This is a genomic window from Salinicoccus jeotgali (assembly GCF_055379195.1).
Genome location: NZ_AP043830.1, coordinates 1,368,708 through 1,390,775, shown reverse-complemented (window position 1 = coordinate 1,390,775; position 22,068 = coordinate 1,368,708). Strand labels below are relative to the sequence as shown.

General features: G+C 44.2%; 20 protein-coding genes. 19 read left to right on the top strand and 1 reads right to left on the bottom strand.

All coding sequences use genetic code 11. From position 1 onward, the window contains the following. Positions 1 to 13: 13 nt before the first annotated feature. The 19 genes from pyk to rplT all read left to right on the top strand — a co-directional run bounded on the left by pyk (position 14) and on the right by rplT (position 21,623). Positions 14 to 1,774 carry a pyruvate kinase gene (pyk, locus tag ACZ43I_RS06975; RefSeq protein ID WP_344702666.1) on the top strand — a complete coding sequence of 587 codons (1,761 nt, stop codon included), beginning with the start codon at positions 14 to 16 and terminating at the stop codon, positions 1,772 to 1,774. Positions 1,775 to 1,861: 87 nt separating this feature from the next. Beyond that, the gene (locus tag ACZ43I_RS06970; protein WP_344702668.1) at positions 1,862 to 2,608 is read left to right on the top strand and encodes a hypothetical protein; all 747 of its coding nucleotides are present in this window, start codon (positions 1,862 to 1,864) and stop codon (positions 2,606 to 2,608) included. A 188-nt stretch (positions 2,609 to 2,796) separates the two neighbouring features. Continuing rightward, positions 2,797 to 3,108, top strand: coding sequence for a DUF485 domain-containing protein (locus ACZ43I_RS06965; protein ID WP_344702670.1), 312 nt, complete (start codon positions 2,797 to 2,799; stop codon positions 3,106 to 3,108). Further along, positions 3,105 to 4,652, top strand: coding sequence for a solute symporter family protein (locus ACZ43I_RS06960; protein ID WP_344702672.1), 1,548 nt, complete (start codon positions 3,105 to 3,107; stop codon positions 4,650 to 4,652). Before ACZ43I_RS06965 ends, ACZ43I_RS06960 begins: the two co-directional genes overlap by 4 nt. A 233-nt stretch (positions 4,653 to 4,885) precedes the next feature. Further along, positions 4,886 to 6,001: a citrate synthase gene (locus ACZ43I_RS06955; protein ID WP_344702674.1), complete on the top strand. Its 1,116-nt coding sequence runs from the start codon at positions 4,886 to 4,888 to the stop codon at positions 5,999 to 6,001. A 40-nt stretch (positions 6,002 to 6,041) separates the two neighbouring features. After that, positions 6,042 to 7,307 carry an NADP-dependent isocitrate dehydrogenase gene (gene icd / locus ACZ43I_RS06950; RefSeq protein WP_344702676.1) on the top strand — a complete coding sequence of 422 codons (1,266 nt, stop codon included), beginning with the start codon at positions 6,042 to 6,044 and terminating at the stop codon, positions 7,305 to 7,307. Positions 7,308 to 7,335: 28 nt separating this feature from the next. Further along, positions 7,336 to 8,268 (top strand): malate dehydrogenase, encoded by a 933-nt coding sequence (gene mdh, locus ACZ43I_RS06945; protein ID WP_344702678.1) that lies wholly within the window; start codon positions 7,336 to 7,338, stop codon positions 8,266 to 8,268. Between the two features lie 91 nt (positions 8,269 to 8,359). Beyond that, positions 8,360 to 9,937, top strand: a complete 1,578-nt coding sequence (locus ACZ43I_RS06940; protein ID WP_344702680.1) for an AbgT family transporter — start codon at positions 8,360 to 8,362, stop codon at positions 9,935 to 9,937. A gap of 115 nt (positions 9,938 to 10,052) precedes the next feature. Beyond that, positions 10,053 to 12,653: a DNA polymerase I gene (gene polA, locus ACZ43I_RS06935; protein WP_344702682.1), complete on the top strand. Its 2,601-nt coding sequence runs from the start codon at positions 10,053 to 10,055 to the stop codon at positions 12,651 to 12,653. Positions 12,654 to 12,661: 8 nt separating this feature from the next. Continuing rightward, positions 12,662 to 13,531 (top strand): bifunctional DNA-formamidopyrimidine glycosylase/DNA-(apurinic or apyrimidinic site) lyase, encoded by an 870-nt coding sequence (mutM, locus tag ACZ43I_RS06930; protein WP_344702684.1) that lies wholly within the window; start codon positions 12,662 to 12,664, stop codon positions 13,529 to 13,531. 4 nt (positions 13,532 to 13,535) lie between these two features. Further along, entirely contained in the window at positions 13,536 to 14,126 is a 591-nt protein-coding gene (gene coaE, locus ACZ43I_RS06925) for a dephospho-CoA kinase (RefSeq protein WP_344702686.1), read from the top strand. An 85-nt stretch (positions 14,127 to 14,211) separates the two neighbouring features. After that, positions 14,212 to 15,216, top strand: a complete 1,005-nt coding sequence (locus ACZ43I_RS06920; RefSeq protein ID WP_344702689.1) for a glyceraldehyde-3-phosphate dehydrogenase — start codon at positions 14,212 to 14,214, stop codon at positions 15,214 to 15,216. Between the two features lie 88 nt (positions 15,217 to 15,304). Beyond that, positions 15,305 to 15,778: a transcriptional regulator NrdR gene (gene nrdR / locus ACZ43I_RS06915; protein ID WP_344702691.1), complete on the top strand. Its 474-nt coding sequence runs from the start codon at positions 15,305 to 15,307 to the stop codon at positions 15,776 to 15,778. Then, entirely contained in the window at positions 15,765 to 17,096 is a 1,332-nt protein-coding gene (locus ACZ43I_RS06910; protein ID WP_344702693.1) for a replication initiation and membrane attachment family protein, read from the top strand. Before nrdR ends, ACZ43I_RS06910 begins: the two co-directional genes overlap by 14 nt. A 5-nt stretch (positions 17,097 to 17,101) precedes the next feature. After that, complete coding sequence (gene dnaI / locus ACZ43I_RS06905; RefSeq protein ID WP_344702697.1) at positions 17,102 to 18,031, top strand: primosomal protein DnaI; 930 nt, start codon at positions 17,102 to 17,104, stop codon at positions 18,029 to 18,031. 305 nt (positions 18,032 to 18,336) lie between these two features. Beyond that, positions 18,337 to 20,265 (top strand): threonine--tRNA ligase, encoded by a 1,929-nt coding sequence (gene thrS / locus ACZ43I_RS06900; protein ID WP_344702699.1) that lies wholly within the window; start codon positions 18,337 to 18,339, stop codon positions 20,263 to 20,265. Positions 20,266 to 20,487: 222 nt separating this feature from the next. After that, positions 20,488 to 21,018, top strand: a complete 531-nt coding sequence (infC, locus tag ACZ43I_RS06895; protein WP_344702701.1) for a translation initiation factor IF-3 — start codon at positions 20,488 to 20,490, stop codon at positions 21,016 to 21,018. A 19-nt stretch (positions 21,019 to 21,037) separates the two neighbouring features. Continuing rightward, positions 21,038 to 21,238 carry a 50S ribosomal protein L35 gene (rpmI, locus tag ACZ43I_RS06890; protein ID WP_344702704.1) on the top strand — a complete coding sequence of 67 codons (201 nt, stop codon included), beginning with the start codon at positions 21,038 to 21,040 and terminating at the stop codon, positions 21,236 to 21,238. Between the two features lie 25 nt (positions 21,239 to 21,263). After that, positions 21,264 to 21,623, top strand: a complete 360-nt coding sequence (gene rplT / locus ACZ43I_RS06885; RefSeq protein WP_344702706.1) for a 50S ribosomal protein L20 — start codon at positions 21,264 to 21,266, stop codon at positions 21,621 to 21,623. Positions 21,624 to 21,675: 52 nt separating this feature from the next. Here the strand turns inward: rplT and ACZ43I_RS06880 are convergent, their stop codons facing one another. Next, positions 21,676 to 21,951, bottom strand: a complete 276-nt coding sequence (locus ACZ43I_RS06880) for a hypothetical protein (RefSeq protein WP_344702710.1) — start codon at positions 21,949 to 21,951, stop codon at positions 21,676 to 21,678. Positions 21,952 to 22,068 lie beyond the last annotated feature (117 nt).

Below are 22,068 nucleotides of genomic sequence, written 5' to 3'. Positions count from 1 at the left end.
GAGGAATCTAGTTATGCGCAACACTAAAATAGTATGTACAATCGGTCCTGCATCGGAATCACCGGAGATGCTTGAGAAATTGATAAAAGCTGGCATGAATATTGCACGATTGAATTTTTCACATGGTGATCATGATGAACATCGTGCCAGAATAAACAACATCAGAAAAGTTGCCGACAAATTGGATCGTACAGTAGGCATTCTACTCGATACAAAGGGACCTGAGATTCGTACCCACAGCATGGAGAATGGTGAAATTGAGCTGACGAAAGGGCAAAGCATCATAGTTTCTATGGAAGAAGTAGTGGGTACGCCAGAAAAGATCTCCATCACATACTCTGGCCTCATTGAAGATGTGGATAAAAAAGATCGCATCCTTCTTGATGATGGTTTGATAGAACTTAAAATTGAAAGCATCGACCGGGAGAATGGTGAAATCCATTGCCACGTCCTGAATGATGGTGTCCTCAAAAATAAAAAGGGTGTCAATGTGCCGGGCGTCTCTGTAAAAATGCCGGGCATCACTGATAAGGATCGGGAAGATATCATCTTTGGTATTGATGAAGGCGTCGATCTGATTGCAGCAAGCTTTATCCGCACGAACAGCGATGTTCTGGAAATACGCAAGTTGCTTGAAGAAAAGTCGGGCGAGCACATTGAAATCATCCCGAAGATCGAAAACCAGGAAGGCATCGACAATATAGACGATATACTCGAAGTGTCTGATGGACTTATGGTGGCGCGCGGGGATTTGGGTGTTGAAATTCCACCTGAGTCAGTACCTATGGTTCAAAAAGATCTGATCAGGAAATGTAATCACCTTGGTAAACCGGTCATCACTGCTACCCAGATGCTTGATTCTATGCAGCATAACCCACGCTGTACACGTGCGGAAGCCAGTGATGTGGCGAATGCCATATATGATGGTACAGATGCTGTAATGCTGAGCGGCGAAACAGCTGCTGGCGATTATCCTCTGGAAGCTGTCCAGACGATGGCGAGCATAGCTGTTTCGGCTGAAGATGCACAGGATTACAAAAAGTTACTTTCCACACGGACTAAGTCGCTGCAGACGAACTTGGTGACGGCAATTGGCGTGTCGGTCGCACACACTGCACTGAATCTAAATTGCCGTGCGATAGTAGCAGCCACAGAATCAGGGCACACAGCAAGGATGATATCAAAATATCGTCCTCATGCAGAAATCGTGGCAGTTACTCCGCACCATCATGTAGCCAGACAACTACAGCTTGTATGGGGCGTACACCCTGTAATCAAGGAAGGGAAGCGGGACACTGATGAACTTCTGAACATCTCTGTATCAGCAGCAATGGAAAAAGGTTTTGCAGAACAGGGAGATTTATTGATCATCACAGCAGGGGTTCCTGCAGGAGAAGCAGGTACCACGAATCTGATGAAACTCCACATTGTCGGAGATAAGCTGATCCGAGCTCAGGGCATAGGCAGGAGAAGCAGCGTCGGTGAAGTGATGTTCGCTGACTCTGCAGAAGCCTTAAAAGATAAAGATCTGGAAGGAAAAATCATCGTAACCCAATCTGTAGATGCTGATATGACACCTTATCTCGAAGAGGCTGCAGGTCTTGTCACCGTCGAAGGAGGACTCACTTCGCATGGTGCGATTGTTGGCCTGAATCTTGATCTGCCGACAATAGTCGGGGCGTCAGCCGCATACGAAGTATTGGAAGAGGGCGCAGTCGTCACAGTCGACTCAGAGCAGAACTGTATATTCGATGGACATGCTAATGTACTATAATCCAGTAAAAAGGCACTTTTTTTAAAGTGCCTTTTTATGTTGTAGTCACAGATGCTGCACAGTATAATATTAGATGAGGTGGCACATATGAAAAAAATGTTACTTATCATGCTCCTGTTTTTAACAGCGTGCACTAACGACGGGCCTGTGGATGACTCATCTGATGAAAATGCAGATCAGAGTGAAGAATCGACAGAGTCCGCTACAGAAGAACAACAGACGACTGAAGAGCCGGAAGAAGAAATGTCAGCAGCAGATATCATTAAAAATGCACAATCTGAAGAAAGTAAGGAAACGAGCTATGAAGAGCGGCAGACGACTACAATTTCCACAGAAGAAAGCCAGCATGTAATCCGTACAATAACCACCAGAAGCAAGCAGGATGAAATTAAAATCGAAGTTGATGATGGAACTGATATCAAGACCCATTACATCTTTGAGGGAGAACACTTCATCTATCAAAATGGCGACGTGGAAAGACAGGATGACGGACGTAATATTGAAGGCAGCAGCTATGGAGATTTAATCAGTCAGCTCGAGCCGTTCAAAGAAGGCACAGCCAAGCAACTCGAATCAGGTTATGAAATTCGTTATGAAGTAGAAGGTGAAGCCGGCGTAAAGCCCTTTATAAACGACGATCTGGAGTCGTCACTTGAAGCGGTGGATAACATCAATGGTCTTGTGCTACTGAAGTTCAATGAAGATTATCAGTACGAAAGTGCTGAATTGACACTTACTATGGAAATGGATGATCAAACCATTAATGTTTCATCAAATATCACAATGGACAAAATCGGGGAGATCAACGTGATAGAAAAACCAAAGGGAATGTAGTGGGGTAATTGGATAGATTTCAAACGGGAAAACCAGCCATACATCATTTAAATGATGCATGGCTGGCTTTTTTTATTTTCTATACCATCAATAGTTCGGAAGAGGAATATTTACAATAAAAATAGTTGTCGAAAAATTGACATATTTCTGTCAAATAAATACAATGTAGACTATAAGGGGGAATAGAAATGGCAAAAATCGATTACGCATTAATTGCTTCACAACCTGAATTTGAAGAACTGCTTAAGAAGCGGAACAGGTTCATTTTACCGATCAGCATCTTTTTCATCATCGCAACACTGCTTTTTCCGATACTGACAGGCTATACCACTCTGCTTAGCAACGAAGCATTCGGAAATATTTCATGGGCTTGGATCTACGCATTCTTCCTATTCATAATGGTCTGGACGCTGGTCACGATCTATATGAAGAAAGCCAAGGAATTCGACAGGGAAGCCGATGAGATAATCAGAAAGTATCGGGAGGGAAACTATAAATGAATCTGACCGTCATTATCATGTTCATTGTATTCGTTGGTTTAACGTTGGTGATTACATACTTCGCTTCGAAAAGGACGCAATCCACTAAAGATTTCTACACGGCAGGTGGGGGGCTGACTGGTTGGCAAAACGGTCTCGCAATCTCCGGAGACTACCTTTCAGCCGCTTCATTCCTTGGTATTGCAGGGGCGATTGCATTATGGGGGTTTGATGGATTTTTCTACAGTGTGGGCTATCTCACAGCTTATCTCGTTGTACTGTACATTGTTGCAGAACCGCTTAGAAACCTCGGGAAGTACACAGTTGCTGATATGATTGCTGCCCGGTTTGAACTTAAGAAGGTGCGCGCCTTCGCCGCGCTTTCTTCTATTACGATTGTCATCTTCTATATGCTCGCTCAACTTGTGGGGGCGGGAGCCTTGATTCAACTGCTGTTTGATATACCATACAGTGTGGCTGTCATAATAGTTGGCATAATGATGACGATTTATGTATTATTCGGTGGCATGACCGCAACAAGCTGGGTGCAGATGGTAAAGGCAATCTTGCTGATGGTTGGTACAGTCATCATTTCTGTACTCGTACTGTTGCAATTTAATTTTAATATTTTTACCATGTTCGGTGAAATGAAGAACATAACGGCACCAGAGCTTGAAGGCCCGTTCTTGAATCCTGGGTCTCAAGGCGGATCTCCTCTGAATAACGTGTCGCTTATCATCGCATTATTGTTCGGTACGGCCGGCCTCCCGCATATCCTCATGAGATTTTTTACAGTTAAAGACGCTAAGACAGCTCGTAGCTCAGTCATGTGGGCAACTTGGATCATCGGCATATTCTACATCTTGACGATATTCCTTGGATTTGGAGCTGCAGCGATGCTGACAAGGGAGGAAATCATCGCTGCGAACCCGGCAGGCAATATGGCTGCACCATTGCTAGCAGAAAAGCTCGGTGGCGATCTGCTCATGTCATTCGTGTCTGCAGTGGCATTCGCGACAATCCTCGCAGTAGTAGCTGGTCTTGTGCTGTCGGGGGCAAGTGCATTTGCGCATGATATCTATGGCCAAGTAATCAAAAAGGGCAACATAACAGATAAACAGCAGATGCTGGCAGCTAAAATTGCGGCCTTCAGTGTAAGTGTCCTGTCTATAATACTGGCGATCTTCGCCCAAAACCAAAACGTCGCATTTCTGGTTTCATTGGCATTCTGCGTGGCAGCAAGCGCCAACTTGCCGGTCATCATCTATACGATTTTTTGGAAGCGTTTTAATACGCAAGGGGCAATTACTGGAATTATAACAGGCCTTGCGGTATCTCTTATACTTGTTATCATGAGCCCGAATGTAATGGACCCTTCAGGCAATGCATTTATTTCAATGGAACCATTGTTCCCTCTGACGAATCCAGCAATCATCTCAGTACCAGCCGGATTTTTAGGTGCTTTCTTAGGCACTTTCCTCGGTAAAGCCGAATCACATGAAAAGTACCGCGAAGTGAAGGTTAAATCAGTGACAGGTATTGATACATCCGAAACGACACATTAATCATAAGATAAACTTATGCATATCAATAAGATAATTAACTGACCCTTATAAAAGCCTCAATTCAGCTGAATTGAGGCTTTTATTGTTAGTATAAGCGTCCTCTAGAAGGTTAATGGTATTAATTTCACAAAGGAATAAATGATACTGTATTATTCACAAAGTTCTTTAATTTGATATAATGGCAATAAGGCCGACTGGCTATACTAAGAATTAACTAGAAGGAGAATCGATATATGTCTGAGAAAAAAGGTTTAGAAGGTATAGTTGCAACCGAATCACGCATCAGTTCAATCATTGGTTCGCAGCTCACTTATTGCGGTTATGAAATCGATGACCTTGCAGAAAATGCACTATTTGAAGAAGTCGTATTCCTATTATGGAACGACAGATTGCCGAACCAGACTGAGCTTGATGATTTCCAGGCGAAATTATTTGATCATATGACGCTTAATCCTAGAATCTACACCCATTTCGAGGAATACGCAGCGGATAAGATCCATCCAATGGCAGGTCTGCGTACAGCATTGTCATATCTTTCTCACTTCGACGAGAATGCTGAAGACATGAGTGATGAAGCGAATCAGGAAAAAGCCATCCGTATCCAAGCTAAAGTGGCTTCACTCGTTGCAGCATTCTCAAGGATAAGAAGTGGCAAAGAAGTCGTCAAACCTAAAAAAGGACTTAATTACGCTGCAAATCTTCTGTATATGATGAAAGGCGAAGAGCCTAACAGTACAGAAGTCGAAGCAATGAATAAAGCCCTTGTGCTTCATGCAGACCACGAACTGAATGCATCAACATTTACGGCACGCGTATGCGTCGCGACCCTTTCAGATATGTATTCCGGCGTGACAGCTGCAGCTGGCGCACTCAAAGGACCACTTCATGGTGGAGCGAATGAACGCGTAATGAAGATGCTTGGTGAAATCGAGTCTCCTGAATCTGTAGAAGACTACTTGAAAGAGAAATTCGAAAATAAAGAGAAAATCATGGGAATGGGACACCGTGTCTATAAAGACGGCGACCCACGTGCAAAATATTTGAAAGAAATGTCCAGACAGTTGACTGAAGAAATCGGAGAGCCTGAACTCTACGAAAAATCCATAAAGATCGCAGAAGTTGTAGAACGTGAAAAGGGGCTTCTGCCAAACGTTGACTTCTTCAGCGCCTCGGTCTATCATGCGATGGGGATTGACCATGATTTATTCACGCCAATCTTTGCTGTCAGCCGCGTGTCCGGATGGATTGCACATATTCTGGAACAGTACGAAGACAACCGTCTGATCAGACCAAGAGCTGAATATGTTGGACAAACCGGCAAGAAATATGAAGCAATCGAGAAGCGCTAAAACAAATTTTCGAAATTATTAACCAGGAGGAATTTTATTTATGTCGAGTCAAAAAATCACAACAAACAACGGAATTCTGAACGTACCTGATAAGCCAATCATCCCATTTATAGAAGGGGACGGCATCGGACCGGATATTTGGAAAGCTGCTAACAAAGTACTCGATGCAGCAGTTGAAAAAGCATATGACGGTAAAAAAGCGATTGAATGGAAAGAAGTGTTGGCAGGTCAAAAAGCGTATGACAAGACCGGCGAATGGCTGCCACAGGAGACTTTGGATACAATCAATGAATACCTACTCGCAATCAAAGGCCCTCTCACGACACCAATCGGTGGCGGTATCCGTTCATTGAACGTTGCACTGAGACAAGAACTGGATCTGTTTACATGCCTCAGACCAGTAAGGTATTTTGAAGGTGTTCCATCTCCATTGAAGCGTCCTGAAGAGACGGACATGGTCATCTTCCGCGAAAACACAGAGGATATCTATGCAGGAATCGAATTCCAGGAAGGCACTGATGAAGCGAAGAAGGTAATCGACTTCCTTCAAGATGAGATGGGCGCTAAAAACATCCGCTTCCCAGAAACTTCAGGAATCGGAATCAAGCCAGTATCCAAAGAAGGTACTGAGAGATTGGTGCGTTCTGCCATCAACTATGCGATTGAAAACAATAGACCTTCTGTAACTCTTGTCCATAAAGGGAATATCATGAAGTTCACAGAAGGTGCATTTAAAGCTTGGGGCTATGCACTTGCTGAGCGTGAGTTCGGGGATAAGGTGTTCACATGGAATGCTTACGACAAGATCGTTGAGGAAGAAGGAAGAGAAGCAGCCGACAAAGCACAATCAGAGGCGGAAGCAGAAGGCAAAATCATCATCAAAGATGCAATCGCCGACATCTTCCTGCAGCAGATCCTTCTTCGTCCAAAAGATTTCGGTGTTGTAGCGACAATGAACCTAAACGGAGACTATATCTCTGATGCATTGGCAGCACAAGTTGGTGGAATCGGTATCGCTCCTGGTGCGAACATCAACTATGAAACAGGTCATGCAATCTTCGAAGCAACACACGGAACAGCACCTAAGTATGCCGGCTTGGACAAAGTCAACCCATCATCCGTCATCCTCTCAGGCGTTCTTATGCTTGAACATATAGGTTGGCAGGAAGCGGCAGACCTTGTAACAAAAGCTGTCGAGAAGACGATTGCATCTAAAGTCGTGACTTATGACTTCGCCCGCCTGATGGATGGTGCCAAGGAAGTTAAATGTTCCGAGTTTGCAGACGAACTTGTCAAAAATATGTAGTTGAAGCCACCTTTTAAGGGGGAATAGCATGAACAGGAAAAAAATATCAGTCATAGGCGCCGGGTTCACCGGCGCTACGACTGCCTTTATCGCAGCCTCTAAAGCGCTTGCAGATGTGGTTCTCGTCGATATTCCGCAAGCGGAAGATCCGACACGCGGCAAGGCACTTGATATGCAGGAAGCGACACCAGTTCTTGGAGTCGATGTAAATATCACCGGTACAAGTGATTATGCAGATACTAAAGATTCCGACATCGTCATTATTACAGCAGGTATTGCACGGAAGCCAGGGATGAGCCGGGACGATCTCATCAAGACTAACCAAAAAGTCATGAAAGCAGTGACACGGGAAATAGTCGAGCATTCACCGGACTGTACAATAATTGTGCTGACAAATCCTGTAGATGCTATGACGTATGCAGTTTATAAAGAGTCCGGTTTTCCAAAAAACCGGGTTATCGGTCAGTCGGGAGTACTCGATACTGCCCGTTTCCGGACGTTCATAGCTGAAGAACTGAATCTTTCCGTCAATGATGTACGCGGTTTTGTTCTTGGGGGACATGGAGACGACATGGTACCTTTGATTCGTTATTCTTCGGTTGGAGGTGTGCCACTGGAAAGTCTTATGGACAAAACCAAGATAGACGAAATCATCGAACGTACAAGAAAAGGCGGAGCTGAAATTGTAAACTTGTTGGGCAATGGTTCTGCCTATTATGCCCCTGCCGCCTCTTTAGTGGAAATGGCTGAAGCCATCCTCCATGATAAAAAGCGTGTGCTTCCATCCATTGTGTATCTGGACGGAGAATACGGCTACAGTGACATCTATCTTGGTGTACCGGCAGTGATAGGAACAAATGGTGTAGAGAAGATCATCGAGCTGGATTTATCAGAAGATGAAAAGAAACAACTGGATAAGTCCAGGGACTCAGTTGTGAATGTAATGAAATTGTTGAAATGAGATTTATGATTCTGTAATGGCATTAAACTGAAAAGATCACCTGACTAGGGGACCTTTTCAGTTTAGTGTATTTTGGGAGGAAATTTTGGGAATGGAAAATGGCAAAAAGAATAAAGGTTTTTTTCAGAAATTTCTTGATTTTGTAGAATGGCTCGGTAACAAACTCCCTCATCCCGTCACCCTGTTTGCGATACTCGCACTTCTTACGCTCGTTGCATCTGCAATCTTATCGGCGTTTGAAATTTCAGTGGAACATCCAGGAGAGAATCAAGAAACCGTTACCATCAATAACCTGCTGGATGGTGAAGGGATAAGTTACATATTCTCCAGCATGACTGATAACTTCATCAACTTTGCGCCGCTTGGGGTCGTTCTCATAACGATGCTTGGTATTGGTGTTGCTGAACGTTCAGGTCTGATAAGCGCAGCTTTACGTGGATTTGTATTGTCCATACCTAAGACCCTGATCACAGCAGGCCTTGTCTTTGCAGGTATCATGTCTTCACTTGCATCTGATGCAGGATATGTAGTGTTGCCGCCGCTTGGTGCAGTGTTGTACCTTGCCCTCGGAAGGCATCCACTAGCTGGTCTTGCGACTGCTTTTGCCGGGGTTTCCGCTGGATTCTCGGCCAACCTGCTTCTGAGTGGTACAGACGCAATGCTGGCTGAACTTTCTATTCAGGCAGCTTCCGTCATCGACCCGCAGTACGCCGATGGCATGAATGTTGCAATGAACTACTTCTTCATTGCGGCAAGTGTTTTCTTGTTGACTCTTGTAGGCTGGTTTGTTTCAGACAAGATTGTAGAACCTCGCTTGGGGACTTACAATGCTGAAGATGAGGATTCAACTGCCGTTACTGATACGGACGAAATGAATCCACTAAAACCAATCGAGAAAAAAGGATTGGCATGGGCAATCATTTCGATGATAGTAGGCGCGTTGCTTGCATTGCTTCTTGTCGTACTGCCAAATTCACCGATGCGTGGAGATGATGCAGTCGGATCCTATATGGATACAATCGTCCAATCGCCATTTATGAGTGACGGACTTGTACCGATCATCGCGATCCTCTTCTTTATACCGGGGCTTGTCTATGGCTTGATCACACGCTCAATCAAGAGCGATAAGGACGTAGCGAATCAGATGACTGAAACGATGGCATCGATGGGCATGTTCATCGTGTTGGCATTTACTGCCGGCCAGTTCGTCTCTTATTTCGCAGAATCCAATATGGGTCTTGTTATAGGTGTGTATGGAGCTGAGTTGCTGGAAACCCTCAAATTGACCGGGATTCCATTGATCGTAGGTTTCATGCTCGTCACAGCAATCGTCAACCTGTTCATAGGTAGTGCGAGTGCAAAATGGGCGATGATGGCTCCGATATTCGTACCGATCATGATGCAGCTTGGATATTCACCGGAGTTGACGACTATGGCGTACCGTGTTGCGGATTCATCGACAAACATCATCACACCTTTGATGACATACTTTGCGATCATCATTGCCTTTGCGCAGCAATATAACAAAAACGTGGGAATCGGGACATTGATTTCTGTCATGTTGCCTTATTCCATCTTCTTCTTTGTTACTTGGGCACTGATGCTGATCGTTTGGATGCTTCTCGGATTGCCGCTTGGACCAAACGCACCAATTGAATATACACCGTAAAAATAAAGGTACAGCATGAGCTGTACCTTTTTTCATGGATTAAGTTTGGATTGGAATGTATAATTCTTAATGAAGCAATGGTTTAATAAGACCATTGGAAGAGAGGGGTAATGGAATGGATAAGTTGATTCTGATAGATGGCAATAGTGTTGCCTTCAGGGCGTTCTATGGTCTGCCGCTCCTCAGTAACCAGAGCGGCCTGCATACGAATGCGATATTTGGTTATGCAAGACTGCTTGAAAAAATCATTACGGATGAAAAGCCTACCCATTTTCTGGTAGCCTTTGACGCCGGCAAATCTACTTTCAGGCATAAACAATATGAAGAATATAAAGGAGGAAGGCAGAAGACGCCTCCCGAGTTGGGTGAACAGCTGGCACCCATCAGGAGATTGATTGATGTCTATGGCATCAAACGTTACGAACTTGATGAATATGAAGCTGACGACATCATTGGTACCTTAAGCACTAAAGCCGATAAGGAAGGTCTGGAGACAATCATCATTACAGGGGACCGTGACCTTACACAGCTTGCCAGTGACCACACAACAATCTACTACACTAAAAAGGGGATATCCGACATAGACCGCTATACCCCGGCCTTCATCGAAGAACTATATGGTCTCAAGCCAGAGCAGATCATCGACCTTAAAGGCTTGATGGGCGACAAGTCGGACAATATACCTGGGGTTCCTGGAATTGGCGAAAAGACCGCACTCAAGTTGCTTAAAGAACACCATAGTGTGGAAGGTGTACTTGAGCATCTTGATGAAGTGAAAGGCAAGAAGCTTAAAGAAAACTTAACGGAATATCGGGAAGATGCTCTAATGAGTAAGGATCTGGCAACGATCTATAAAGAGGTTCCTATCGATTTCGATATTGGCAGCCTGAAGTTTGAACAGGACCGGGAAGAAGATAAATATGAACTGTTCAAAGAGTTGGAATTCGAATCCCTGCTAAAAAATATGGATGCAGCTGAAACAGAAGACAAAGTCGAATTCGAAGATGAACTAGTGGATTCGCTAGAAGAGTTGAGCGGTGATGTTTCATTCCATCTGGAAGTAAGGGCAGAAAATTATCTTGTCAATGCGCCTGTGTATCTTGCTGCAACAGATGGAACACATACATTCATAAAGCCGCTTAATGAACTGGAATCGTCATCAATTGAAGATTTCCTGACATCCAGGAATTCCATTAATGTATATGACATCAAGCGGCAAATGGGGCTGCTTAGGCATTTGGACATTCATTTCAAAGGGTTTGATTCCGACATCATGCTCGGCAGTTTTCTCCTGGATCCTTCCAAGAAGATTATTGATGTTGCGGAAACTGCTGCTGACTTCGCGATCAATATAGACAGCGATGACTATCATTACGGCAAAGGGAAGAAAGCTGTAACCCCGACCGGTGCAGAACATGAAAAGTTTCTTAATAGCAAGGTGATGGCCATCCATAAGGTCAGAGAACCGATGGAGGAATATTTGAGAAGAGATGAGATGCATGAACTCTGGGCAACACTTGAAATACCATTGGCTAAGGTCCTTGCTGATATGGAATATAGGGGCATCAAAGTAGATGCTTCTCGCCTTGAGGAAATGGAGAAGGACATACAGAAGCGGCTGGATGAAATCGAAAGTACCATATATGAGATGGCCGGAGAGTCGTTCAATATCAATTCGCCTAAACAGTTGGGGCATATTCTGTTTGAAAAACTGAATCTACCTGTCATCAAAAAAACTAAAACGGGCTATTCCACTGCAGTAGACGTTCTGGAACAGCTGCAGGATAAACATGAAATCATTGAGCATCTACTGCATTACCGTACCTTGGCCAAACTCCAATCCACATACGTGATTGGACTCCAGGGAGAAATTAAAGAAGACTCGAAGATCCACACTCGATTCAATCAGACACTGGCCCAAACAGGCAGGTTGTCGTCAGTTGAACCGAACCTTCAAAATATCCCGATAAGGATAGACGAAGGACGTAAGATCCGTAAAGCTTTCGTTCCAAAAGATGAAAATCATGTTCTGTTGGCTCTTGATTATTCACAGATTGAACTGAGGGTGCTTGCACACATTACTCAAGATGAAACGATGATCAATGCCTTTACAAGTGATACCGATATCCACACCAAAACTGCGATGGAAGTATTTAAAGTCGATAAAGAGGATGTTACGCAGAACATGAGGCGAAATGCGAAAGCGGTGAATTTTGGCATCGTCTATGGCATAAGTGACTATGGATTGAGTCAAAACCTTGGCATCACCCGTAAAGAAGCCAAAACCTTCATTGATAATTACCTGAATTCATTCCCGCAGGTCAAGGCGTTCATGAAGTCGATCATACAAGATGCCAAACGTGATGGTTATGTGAAGACAATGCTCAATCGCAGAAGATATATACCTGATATCCATAGCAAGAACTTCAATGCACGAAGCTTTGCAGAACGCACTGCAATGAACTCCCCAATCCAGGGTACAGCAGCCGATATAATAAAATTGGCAATGGTAGAATATGACAGATCTGAAGAAGCGAAAAAATATGATGCAAAACTGCTGCTTCAAATCCACGATGAACTGATTTTCGATGTTCCAAAAGATGAAGTGGAAGATTTCATCTCAATTATTCGGCGCATTATGGAGAATGCGATTGAACTCAGTGTACCGCTCAATGTGGATTATGGTTATGGCAGTGATTGGTATCAAGTGAAGTAGGTGGTAGAATGCCTGAATTACCAGAAGTGGAATTGGTTAAGCGTTCTCTAGAACGAACGGTAGAAGAGAAGGGAATCGGTGCCATGTCTTTTTCTGACCATATATATAAAGGACATGAGGTTGGCCGAAGAACCATAATAAAAGAAGATCTTGAATCATTTAAAAAGAAAATCGATGGAGGCCGTATTAAAAAGGTGGGAAGACGCGGGAAATATCTATACTTCATCATGGAAAAAGATGGGGACGTCTTCCATCTGATTTCCCACCTCGGCATGTCGGGTGCTTTCTTTGTGGCCGACTCGATAGAACAGATCAAAGACTTGAACTACCGTAGGCATTGGCAAGTGTCCATGCCGCTGTCAGATGGGCAGTCCCTTGTCTACAGTGATATCAGACGTTTTGGGGAAATGTCGACCATTAAAAGGATAAATGACTTTCCTCCCTTTAAAAGGATGGCCCTAGAGTATACGCATCCGGATAGTCTTGCTGAATTCATTGAAAAAATCAAAGATCCCAGCAGAAGCAATAAAGCGATCAAAGCGTTGATAATGGATAGCACGATCATACCAGGTGTCGGCAACATCTATGCTTCAGAAGCATTGTTCATGTCAGGGATCTCCCCTGTGCGGAAGGCGGGGAATATTTCAGTTGAACGGTTAACGAAGCTGCACCAGGCGATTGTTGAAGTGTTTGAGCTGTCATTGAGCCGAGGTGGTTCCACAATTTCGGATTATAGAGGGATATCCGGGGAGAGGGGCAGCATGCAGGACCGGTTTAAAGTCTACCAGAAGAAGGTATGCCCGGACTGTGAAGCGCCCCTCAAAACAAAGACTATAGCAGGAAGAAATACATTTTATTGTACAAATTGTCAGAGGTGATCCAATGAACTACATTATCGGTCTGACCGGAGGCATTGCCAGCGGCAAGTCGACCGCTTCAGAATATATTCAATCAAAAGGCTATCCGGTACTTGATGCGGATATTTATGCCAAAAAAGCGACTGCACAAAATGGCCCTGCCTATAAAGGGATACTCGACCACTTCGGGGAGGACATTGCAAGGTCGGACGGGGAAATAGACAGAAGGAAGTTGGGTGCAATCATTTTCAATGATCCAGAAGAACGGCAAATATTGAATGGTCTGGTCCATCCTGAAGTGAGACGCATGATGAATGAGGATAAAGAACGGTTGAGCCTGGAGAGTCATGTATTTTTGGATATCCCGCTGTTATTCGAAAATGGACTGGATGAACAATGCGACTTGACTGCAACAGTCTATGTCGATGAAGAAACGCAGAAAAAGCGGTTGATGGACAGAGACGGCTTTACAGAAGAAGAGGCGTTGTCGAGAATAAGAAGTCAAATGCCGCTGTCAGATAAGCGCGATAGAAGTGACGTTGTGTTTCAGAATAGTGGCTCTATTCAGGAATTGAGGGGCCAGATTCAAAGCTTTCTAGACAAGATTGAAAAGTGAACATTTTATGCAGAATACACCTTTAAACACGCTTTCAATATGTTATACTAATCAGTGAAAAGTATAGCATAAAGGGGCAATCGTCATGAAAAAAGTAGCAATCAATGGTTTGGGAAGAATTGGAAGGATGGTATTTCGCATCGTTGCCGCTTCAGATGAATTGGAGCTCGTAGCGGTGAACGCCAGCTATCCTGCTGAAACACTGGCTCATCTCCTCAACTACGACACCACACACGGGAAATTCGAAAAGCAGATAGAAGGCAATGGAGACAAGCTGGTCATGGATGGCAAAGAAATTCTGATCACGACAGAAAGAAATCCAGAAAAGCTGCCATGGGGAGACTTGGGTGTGGATATTGTCATCGAAGCGACAGGCGCCTTCAACCATGGTGACAAAGCAGCAGCCCATGTTAAAGCAGGGGCCAAGAAAGTATTGCTGACTGCACCGGCCAAAGGCGGAGATGTAAAAACAGTGGTTCTTGGTGTAAATGATGAAGAATTCGATATAGATAAATATGATGTATTTTCCAATGCATCTTGTACGACAAACTGCCTGGCGCCGGTCGCCAAAGTGCTGGATGAGGAGTATGGCATCGAAAATGGTCTGATGACGACTGTCCATGCCTACACAAACGATCAAAAGAACATCGATAACCCGCATAAAGACCTTAGACGGGCACGTTCTTGTGCAGACAACATCATACCGACTTCGACTGGCGCAGCAAAAGCTTTGGGTGAGGTTCTCCCCCAATTGAATGGCAAACTCCATGGCTTGGCATTGAGAGTGCCTGTATCGAACGTATCACTTGTCGATCTTGTGGTTGATCTTAAAAAACCTGTGACGAAAGACTCACTCAATGAAACATTCGAGAAATTCGCTGATGGTGCGCTAGCCGGTATCATGGGTGTCACTTATGAGCCACTTGTGTCCAGTGATTTCAACACTGACAGCAGAAGTTCAATTATAGATGGGTCGTTGACGATGGTCATGGACGACAATAAAGTTAAAGTCCTGGCATGGTATGACAATGAATGGGGTTATTCGACCCGAGTGGTGGAATTTGCTGAAAAAATTGCGGAAAATCTATAGAAAGAAAAGAAGAAACGGGAGTTTCTTCTTTTTTTATGTTCAATGTATTATAATGGTATACCAAACTGGGTAGGAAGAGGTGGTCATAGTGAAATGCCCGAATTGTCATCATACAAGTTCGAGAGTGGTCGATTCCAGACATACCGATGAACTGTCTGCGATACGCCGACGTAGGGAATGCGAAGAGTGCGGTTTTAGGTTCACGACGTTTGAACGTATGGAATTATCACCGCTGGTCGTAGTTAAAAAGGATGGAAACAGGGAAGTTTTCAGCCGGGAGAAACTGATGGATGGATTGCTCCGTGCATGCGAAAAGCGTCCAATCTCTTATGAGACGTTGGAGAAGACAGCAGCCCAGATAGAGTCGGATCTCAGGAATTTGAATAAATCGGAAGTTTCGAGCAATGATATCGGAGAACATGTCATGAAAGCGCTGATCACCTTGGATCAAGTGGCATATGTAAGGTTCGCTTCGGTCTATAAGGAGTTCAAGGACATCGACCAGCTCATGGAGACCTTGAAGCATCTGGCTAAAGGCAGTGACGATAATGAACTTCAATGAAAGACTAAAACCAAATACCGAGTTCATCGTTTATATGCCATCATCGTTCGAAAAGTCCCATCTGAACATCATCAATGAACTGTATCTCCCCCTGATTGGACAGGAAGCGACCATTTCATATATCTACCTCCAGGAATCTTCAAACCATTACAGCAAACTTGAAACAAGACTCCACAGAGAAGTAATGGATGAATTGAACATGCCGCTCTCAGGCTTCTCAAGTATACTCGAGAAGCTTGAAGCGATTGGACTTATCCGCACGTTCGTGTCCAATAACGCCCATGAAGATCGTTTCATATACGAGCTGTTGTTGCCGCTCACACCAGATGCCTTCTTCAAAGATCCGATGCTTAGCCTCTATCTCTATGGCCAAGTGGGTTCTGTGGCTTTCAATAAAAAGAAGGGTCGACTCCAATATCCGCCCATGCCGGAAAACTTCACCGAAGTAACGCGTAAGTTCACCGAAGTGTTCCACACAGGGAGTGGTGAAGGTTTCGAAGTACCCACTGAAACCTTCAGGAAGGAAAACGAATCTGCAGGGCCGCAGGTCGATCTTGAGGACTTTGACTTTGATGTACTTTTTACACATCTGAAAGGGACACGCATCGACCGTGCTTTCTTCACTAAGGAAATACGCATGCTTATCGTTAAATTGAGTATCCTTTTTAATTTTAATGCCTATGATATAAAACAAATACTATTGCCATCTACAACACAATATGCAGGAATAGATAAAGAACAGTTGAAGTATGAAGCGAGGAAATACTATCAGAAAGAAAACAAGGGTAAAGTCCCCAAATTTGATGGTCCGGCGAAACAGACGGCTGAAGATAACACTGGTAAGGAATCATATATAGAGCAGCTCGAATCCATTAACCCCTTAGACCGGCTGAATGATATACGCGGCCAGCGGCCAAGCGACAATGACGTGAAGCTTGTCACCGACATCATTGCCCGTACAAGCCTTCCAGGCGGTGTCATAAACCTACTTCTTGAGTATGTTTATCAGCAGAAGGGTGGAGACCTGAACTATCCGTATACAATGAAAATTGCAAGGGACTGGGAGGAGAAGGGGATACGTTCGGCTAAGGAAGCTTATGAATCGATAATGGAATACAGAAAGCAACGCAACTCGAAAAAAGGCGGACGCAAAGAACGCCAAGGTGAAAAGAAACCTGCATGGATGGATAAGCCATCCGCTAAACAGAAAAATGATGCGAAAAAAGGCAGTGAGAAAAAGACAACACCTGCCCAAAAGACAGCAAAAGATGATCCCGAGCTACAAAGAATGATAGATGAATTCAGAAAATCTAGGTGATTTTAATGGAACCCATAAACCAATTTTTAAAAAACTCAAAGAAACTGCAGGAGAATAATGAGCGCCTTTATGAATCGCTCATCAAGCATCCGCGCATTATAGAACTGATCGAAAACAGCGAGCATGAGATTACGCGTTCTATGATTAAAAATGATCTGCTTCAATTGAAACGCTACTCCGAACAATCTTTAGCCTGTGAGAAATGTGGCTCGCTGAGTGGGTGTGTGAACCATCCACAAGGTTATGTACCTTCGATAGATGTAAGGGACGGGCGGATACATGTAATCTATTCCCCTTGTCCTACAAAAATCAAAGAAGACCGCTTCCGGGAAAAGGAGAAGATGATTGAATCCTATCATGTACCTAAAGATGTCAAAAATGCGACATTTGATACGGTTTTTCTGGATGGGGACTCCAACAGGCAGGAAATCATCAAAAAGGCAATTTCAGCAAGCAAAAAGATAATCGATGGGGAAAAGACAAAAGGGCTTTATATACATGGTAGTTTCGGCATCGGCAAATCCTATATGCTAGGGTGCATCGCCAATGAATTGAAGGAACAGTCGGTCTCTTCGATAATCGCCTATGTACCTGAAATCATCCGGGATCTCAAATCAGGTTTCAAAGATGGGACGACGGATATCAAATTTAAGACACTGAAAACGGCGCAAGTGCTGATGCTTGATGATTTGGGGGCCGAAGATGTGACCCCTTGGGTGAGGGATGAAGTCATTACAAGCCTGCTCCACTACCGTATGGTCGAAGGCCTACCGACGTTCATCAGTTCAAACTATTCGATAGAAGAACTGGAGTATCGTTATAGCCGGACGAAGGAAAACGGTGTGGAGGAGACTAAAGCCCGAAGGATGACGGAGCGGTTGCGCTCATTATGTGAAGAAGTCCAGCTTGAAGGCAGAAACTACAGAAACGGTTGAGGCTTGATAATTGAATCGGCCTTCAGTATAATCAATATATAATTCCATCAGTAAACGCCAAGGACAATGCTTTTTCGTATTCATTCAAAGAGAGTGCATGAAGTGCTGGAACATGCATAATGAAACGACTGAGATACTCCCTTGATATATGCCGGGCCAAAACCCGGACGGCGCGGACCGTTATCTCCGGCTGAAGGCGGGTTATATCTCGTGAATCAGGGTGGTACCGCGGTGTCAATCGTCCCTCTATTAGTAGAGGGGCGATTTTTTTCTGGTGAGACTATGATGATGAAAGGATGGAAAACATGACGCAGATAGAAATAAAATTTCCAGATGGCAATGTCCAAAATTTACAGTCGGGTGTGACTCCGGAAGAAATTGCACAATCCATAAGCCCAGGCTTGAAAAAAGCGGCCGTTGCCGCAAAAGTGAATGGGGAAATGTATGATTTGCGAAGACCGATTAATGGAGATGCTGATTTGCAGCTTATTACCAATAAGGACGAAGAAGGACTTGAAGTCTTACGCCACTCTACAGCCCATCTTATGGCGCAAGCACTGAAACGCCTTTACGGCGATGTGAAATTCGGTGTTGGGCCTGTAATTGAAGAGGGCTTCTATTATGACTTTGATACTGACGAGAATATTTCCTCGGATGACTTTGAAAAAATAGAGAAAGAAATGCAGCGCATTGTAGATGAGAATGTGGAAATAGAGCGTAAGGAACTCACAAGGGATGAAGCGCAGGAATTATTCAGGGATGATCCCTATAAGCAGGAGCTCATCGAGGCGATTCCTGAGGATGAGACTGTAACAGTCTATTCGCAAGGTGAGTTTACAGACCTGTGCCGCGGTGTACATGTTCCGTCCACATCAAAAATAAAGACCTTCAAACTCCTATCTACAGCCGGTGCTTATTGGCGGGGAGACAGCAATAACAAGATGCTGCAGCGCATATACGGCACTGCATTCTTTGATAAGAAAGATTTGAAATCCTACTTGAACCTATTGGAAGAACGTAAGGAACGTGACCACAGAAAAATTGGTAAGGACCTGGAATTATTCCAAAACAACCAGTTGGTGGGTGCAGGCTTGCCATTATGGCTGCCTAACGGTGCAACAATCAGACGCGAAATCGAACGGTACATCGTCGATAAGGAAGTTGCTTTAGGTTATGACCATGTCTATACACCTGTACTGGCGAATGTCGACCTGTATAAAACAAGTGGCCACTGGGAACACTATCAGGATGACATGTTCCCGACGATGGATATGAATGGGGAAGAGTTGGTGCTGCGCCCGATGAACTGTCCGCACCACATGATGATCTACAAGTCGAGCAAGCACTCATACAGGGAACTGCCGATACGGATTGCAGAACTCGGTACGATGCACAGATACGAAGCAAGTGGTGCTGTGAGCGGACTTCAACGCGTCAGGGGAATGACATTGAATGATGCCCATGTGTTCGTCAGGCCGGATCAGATAAAAGAAGAGTTTAAACGTGTCGTCCAACTGATAATTGATGTCTATGACGATTTTGGCTTCGAGAACTATTCATTCCGCCTGAGCTATCGCGACCCTGAAGATACTGAGAAGTATTTCGATGACGATGAAATGTGGAATAAGGCGGAACTGATGCTAAAAGAGGCAGTAGATGAAATGGAACTCGAGTACACTGAGGCTGATGGGGAAGCTGCCTTCTACGGGCCGAAGCTTGATGTTCAAGTACAAACTGCCCTTGGCAAAGAAGAAACCCTATCAACAGTGCAGTTGGACTTCCTGCTGCCGGAACGGTTCGAATTGACCTATACGGGCAGCGATGGCGAACTGCATCGCCCTGTAGTGATACACCGCGGAGTAGTTTCTACCATGGAACGCTTCGTTGCGTTCCTGACCGAAGAATATAAAGGTGCATTCCCACTCTGGCTCGCCCCGCAGCAAGTGGAAATCATTCCGGTCAACCTTGATCTGCACTATGACTACGCCCGTGCACTCAAAGATGAAATGAAGAGCCACGGCATGCGAGTCAGCATCGATGATAGGAATGAAAAGCTTGGGTATAAAATCAGAGAAGCCCAGATGAGGAAGGTGCCTTATCAGGTGGTAATAGGGGATAAGGAAATTGAAGAGAACCAGGTGAACGTCAGAAAGTACGGCGAGAAGGACCAGAACACTTATGATAGGGAAGACTTCATCTGGGAACTTGTTGATGAAATCAGGCTGAAAAAATAACTGCTTGACAAAGTCTGGGAAAGACTGTAGAATTATAAGAGTTGATAAGAACGGACAAGAAGAAGCTCCCGCTTCTCACCCGCAAACACCTATGAGGTAGTGACCGGGTCACGCAGTGAGATAACGACGGATTGGCATATTACCATTCCAGAATTTCTCATTACTGGTTGGCGGGCGCATATATGTGCCCGCCCTTTTTGTTCGTCTTCAAACTATATGGAGGTGTCAAAGATAGCAAAAGATCAAACATTAATCAATGACAAGATTCGCGCCAGAGAAGTTCGTCTCATCGGACAAGATGGTTCACAGCTTGGGGTAAAACCCACCCGCGAAGCACAAGAGATGGCTGAGCGCGTAGAACTTGATTTAGTATTGGTCGCGCCTAATGCCAAACCGCCTGTTGCACGCATCATGGATTACGGTAAATTCAAGTATGAGCAGCAGATTAAAGAAAAAGAAGCGCGTAAAAAGCAAAAAGTGATCAATGTTAAAGAAATCAGGCTTTCTCCAACAATCGAGGACCATGATTTCAACACTAAATTGAAACAGGCTAAGAAATTCCTCTCGAAGGAAGACAAAGTCAAAGTTTCCATCCGCTTCCGCGGCCGTGCAATCACGCACAAAGATATCGGCCGTAAAGTGCTCCAGCGCTTTGCAGATGAATTGTCTGAAGTTGCTACAATTGAACAAAGACCTAAGATGGAAGGCCGTTCAATGTTCTTGGTGGTCGCACCGATCACTGACAAAAAATAATAATCCGGAGGTTAGTCTCATGCCGAAAATGAAAACTCACAAAGGTTATGCTAAACGCGTCAAGCGTACTGGAACAGGTAAATTCAAACGTCATCGTGCGTTCACATCACACCTGTTCGCCAACAAGACTACAAAGCAGAAACGTCACTTGAGAAAAGCGACGCTAGTTGCTAAAGCAGACCAAAAACGCATCAAAAAGCTACTTTCATATATAAAATAATCAATCGAATTAAGGAGGATCACACATGGCACGTGTCAAGAATGGTTTAACGTCCCGTAAAAGACGTAAAAAAGTACTGAAGCAGGCAAAAGGATATTTCGGTGCGAAAAGCACACTTTATAGAACAGCGAAACAGCAGGTAATAAAATCCGGCCAGTATGCGTACCGCGACCGCCGTCAGACTAAACGTGATTTCCGCAAATTGTGGATTACACGTATCAATGCAGCTGCACGTCAGCATGGATTGAGCTATAGCCGTCTGATGAACGGACTTAAAACAGCAGGTATCGACATCAACCGTAAAATGCTTTCCGAAATTGCAATTTCAGATGAAAAAGCATTCGGCGAAATCGTTACACAAGCTAAAAACGCTTTGAATAAATAATGCTTAAAAAAATGGCCGCTCCTAACAGGAGCGGCCATTTTACATATGCTGCCTATATTCTCTTATAGAGTGTATCCATCAGATCATCCGAGTACTCGAAATAGCATTCCTTCTGTTCCTTATTCCCTTGATCTCCATCAGACTGCGGCATGATGTCCAAGCGGATGAGGGGTTCATCCTCATCGAAGAACGGCAAAGTCTGTTCTGCATATTCATCAGTGAGTTTATTATAGATTTCAATGGCTTCTTCTTCACTTTCATATGTCTTCTTCAAGACATCCAACTCTTTTCCTGTACGTTCAATTCTGGATAGTTTTATATCGATCACTATAACGCCTCCTTCTACAAGCTTTACGCTTCTCCTATTGATGATAACAATTAAAAGGCTAAATGTGTATTAATAAGTTTTATATTACGAAAAGTGAAATAATTTATGATAGAATGA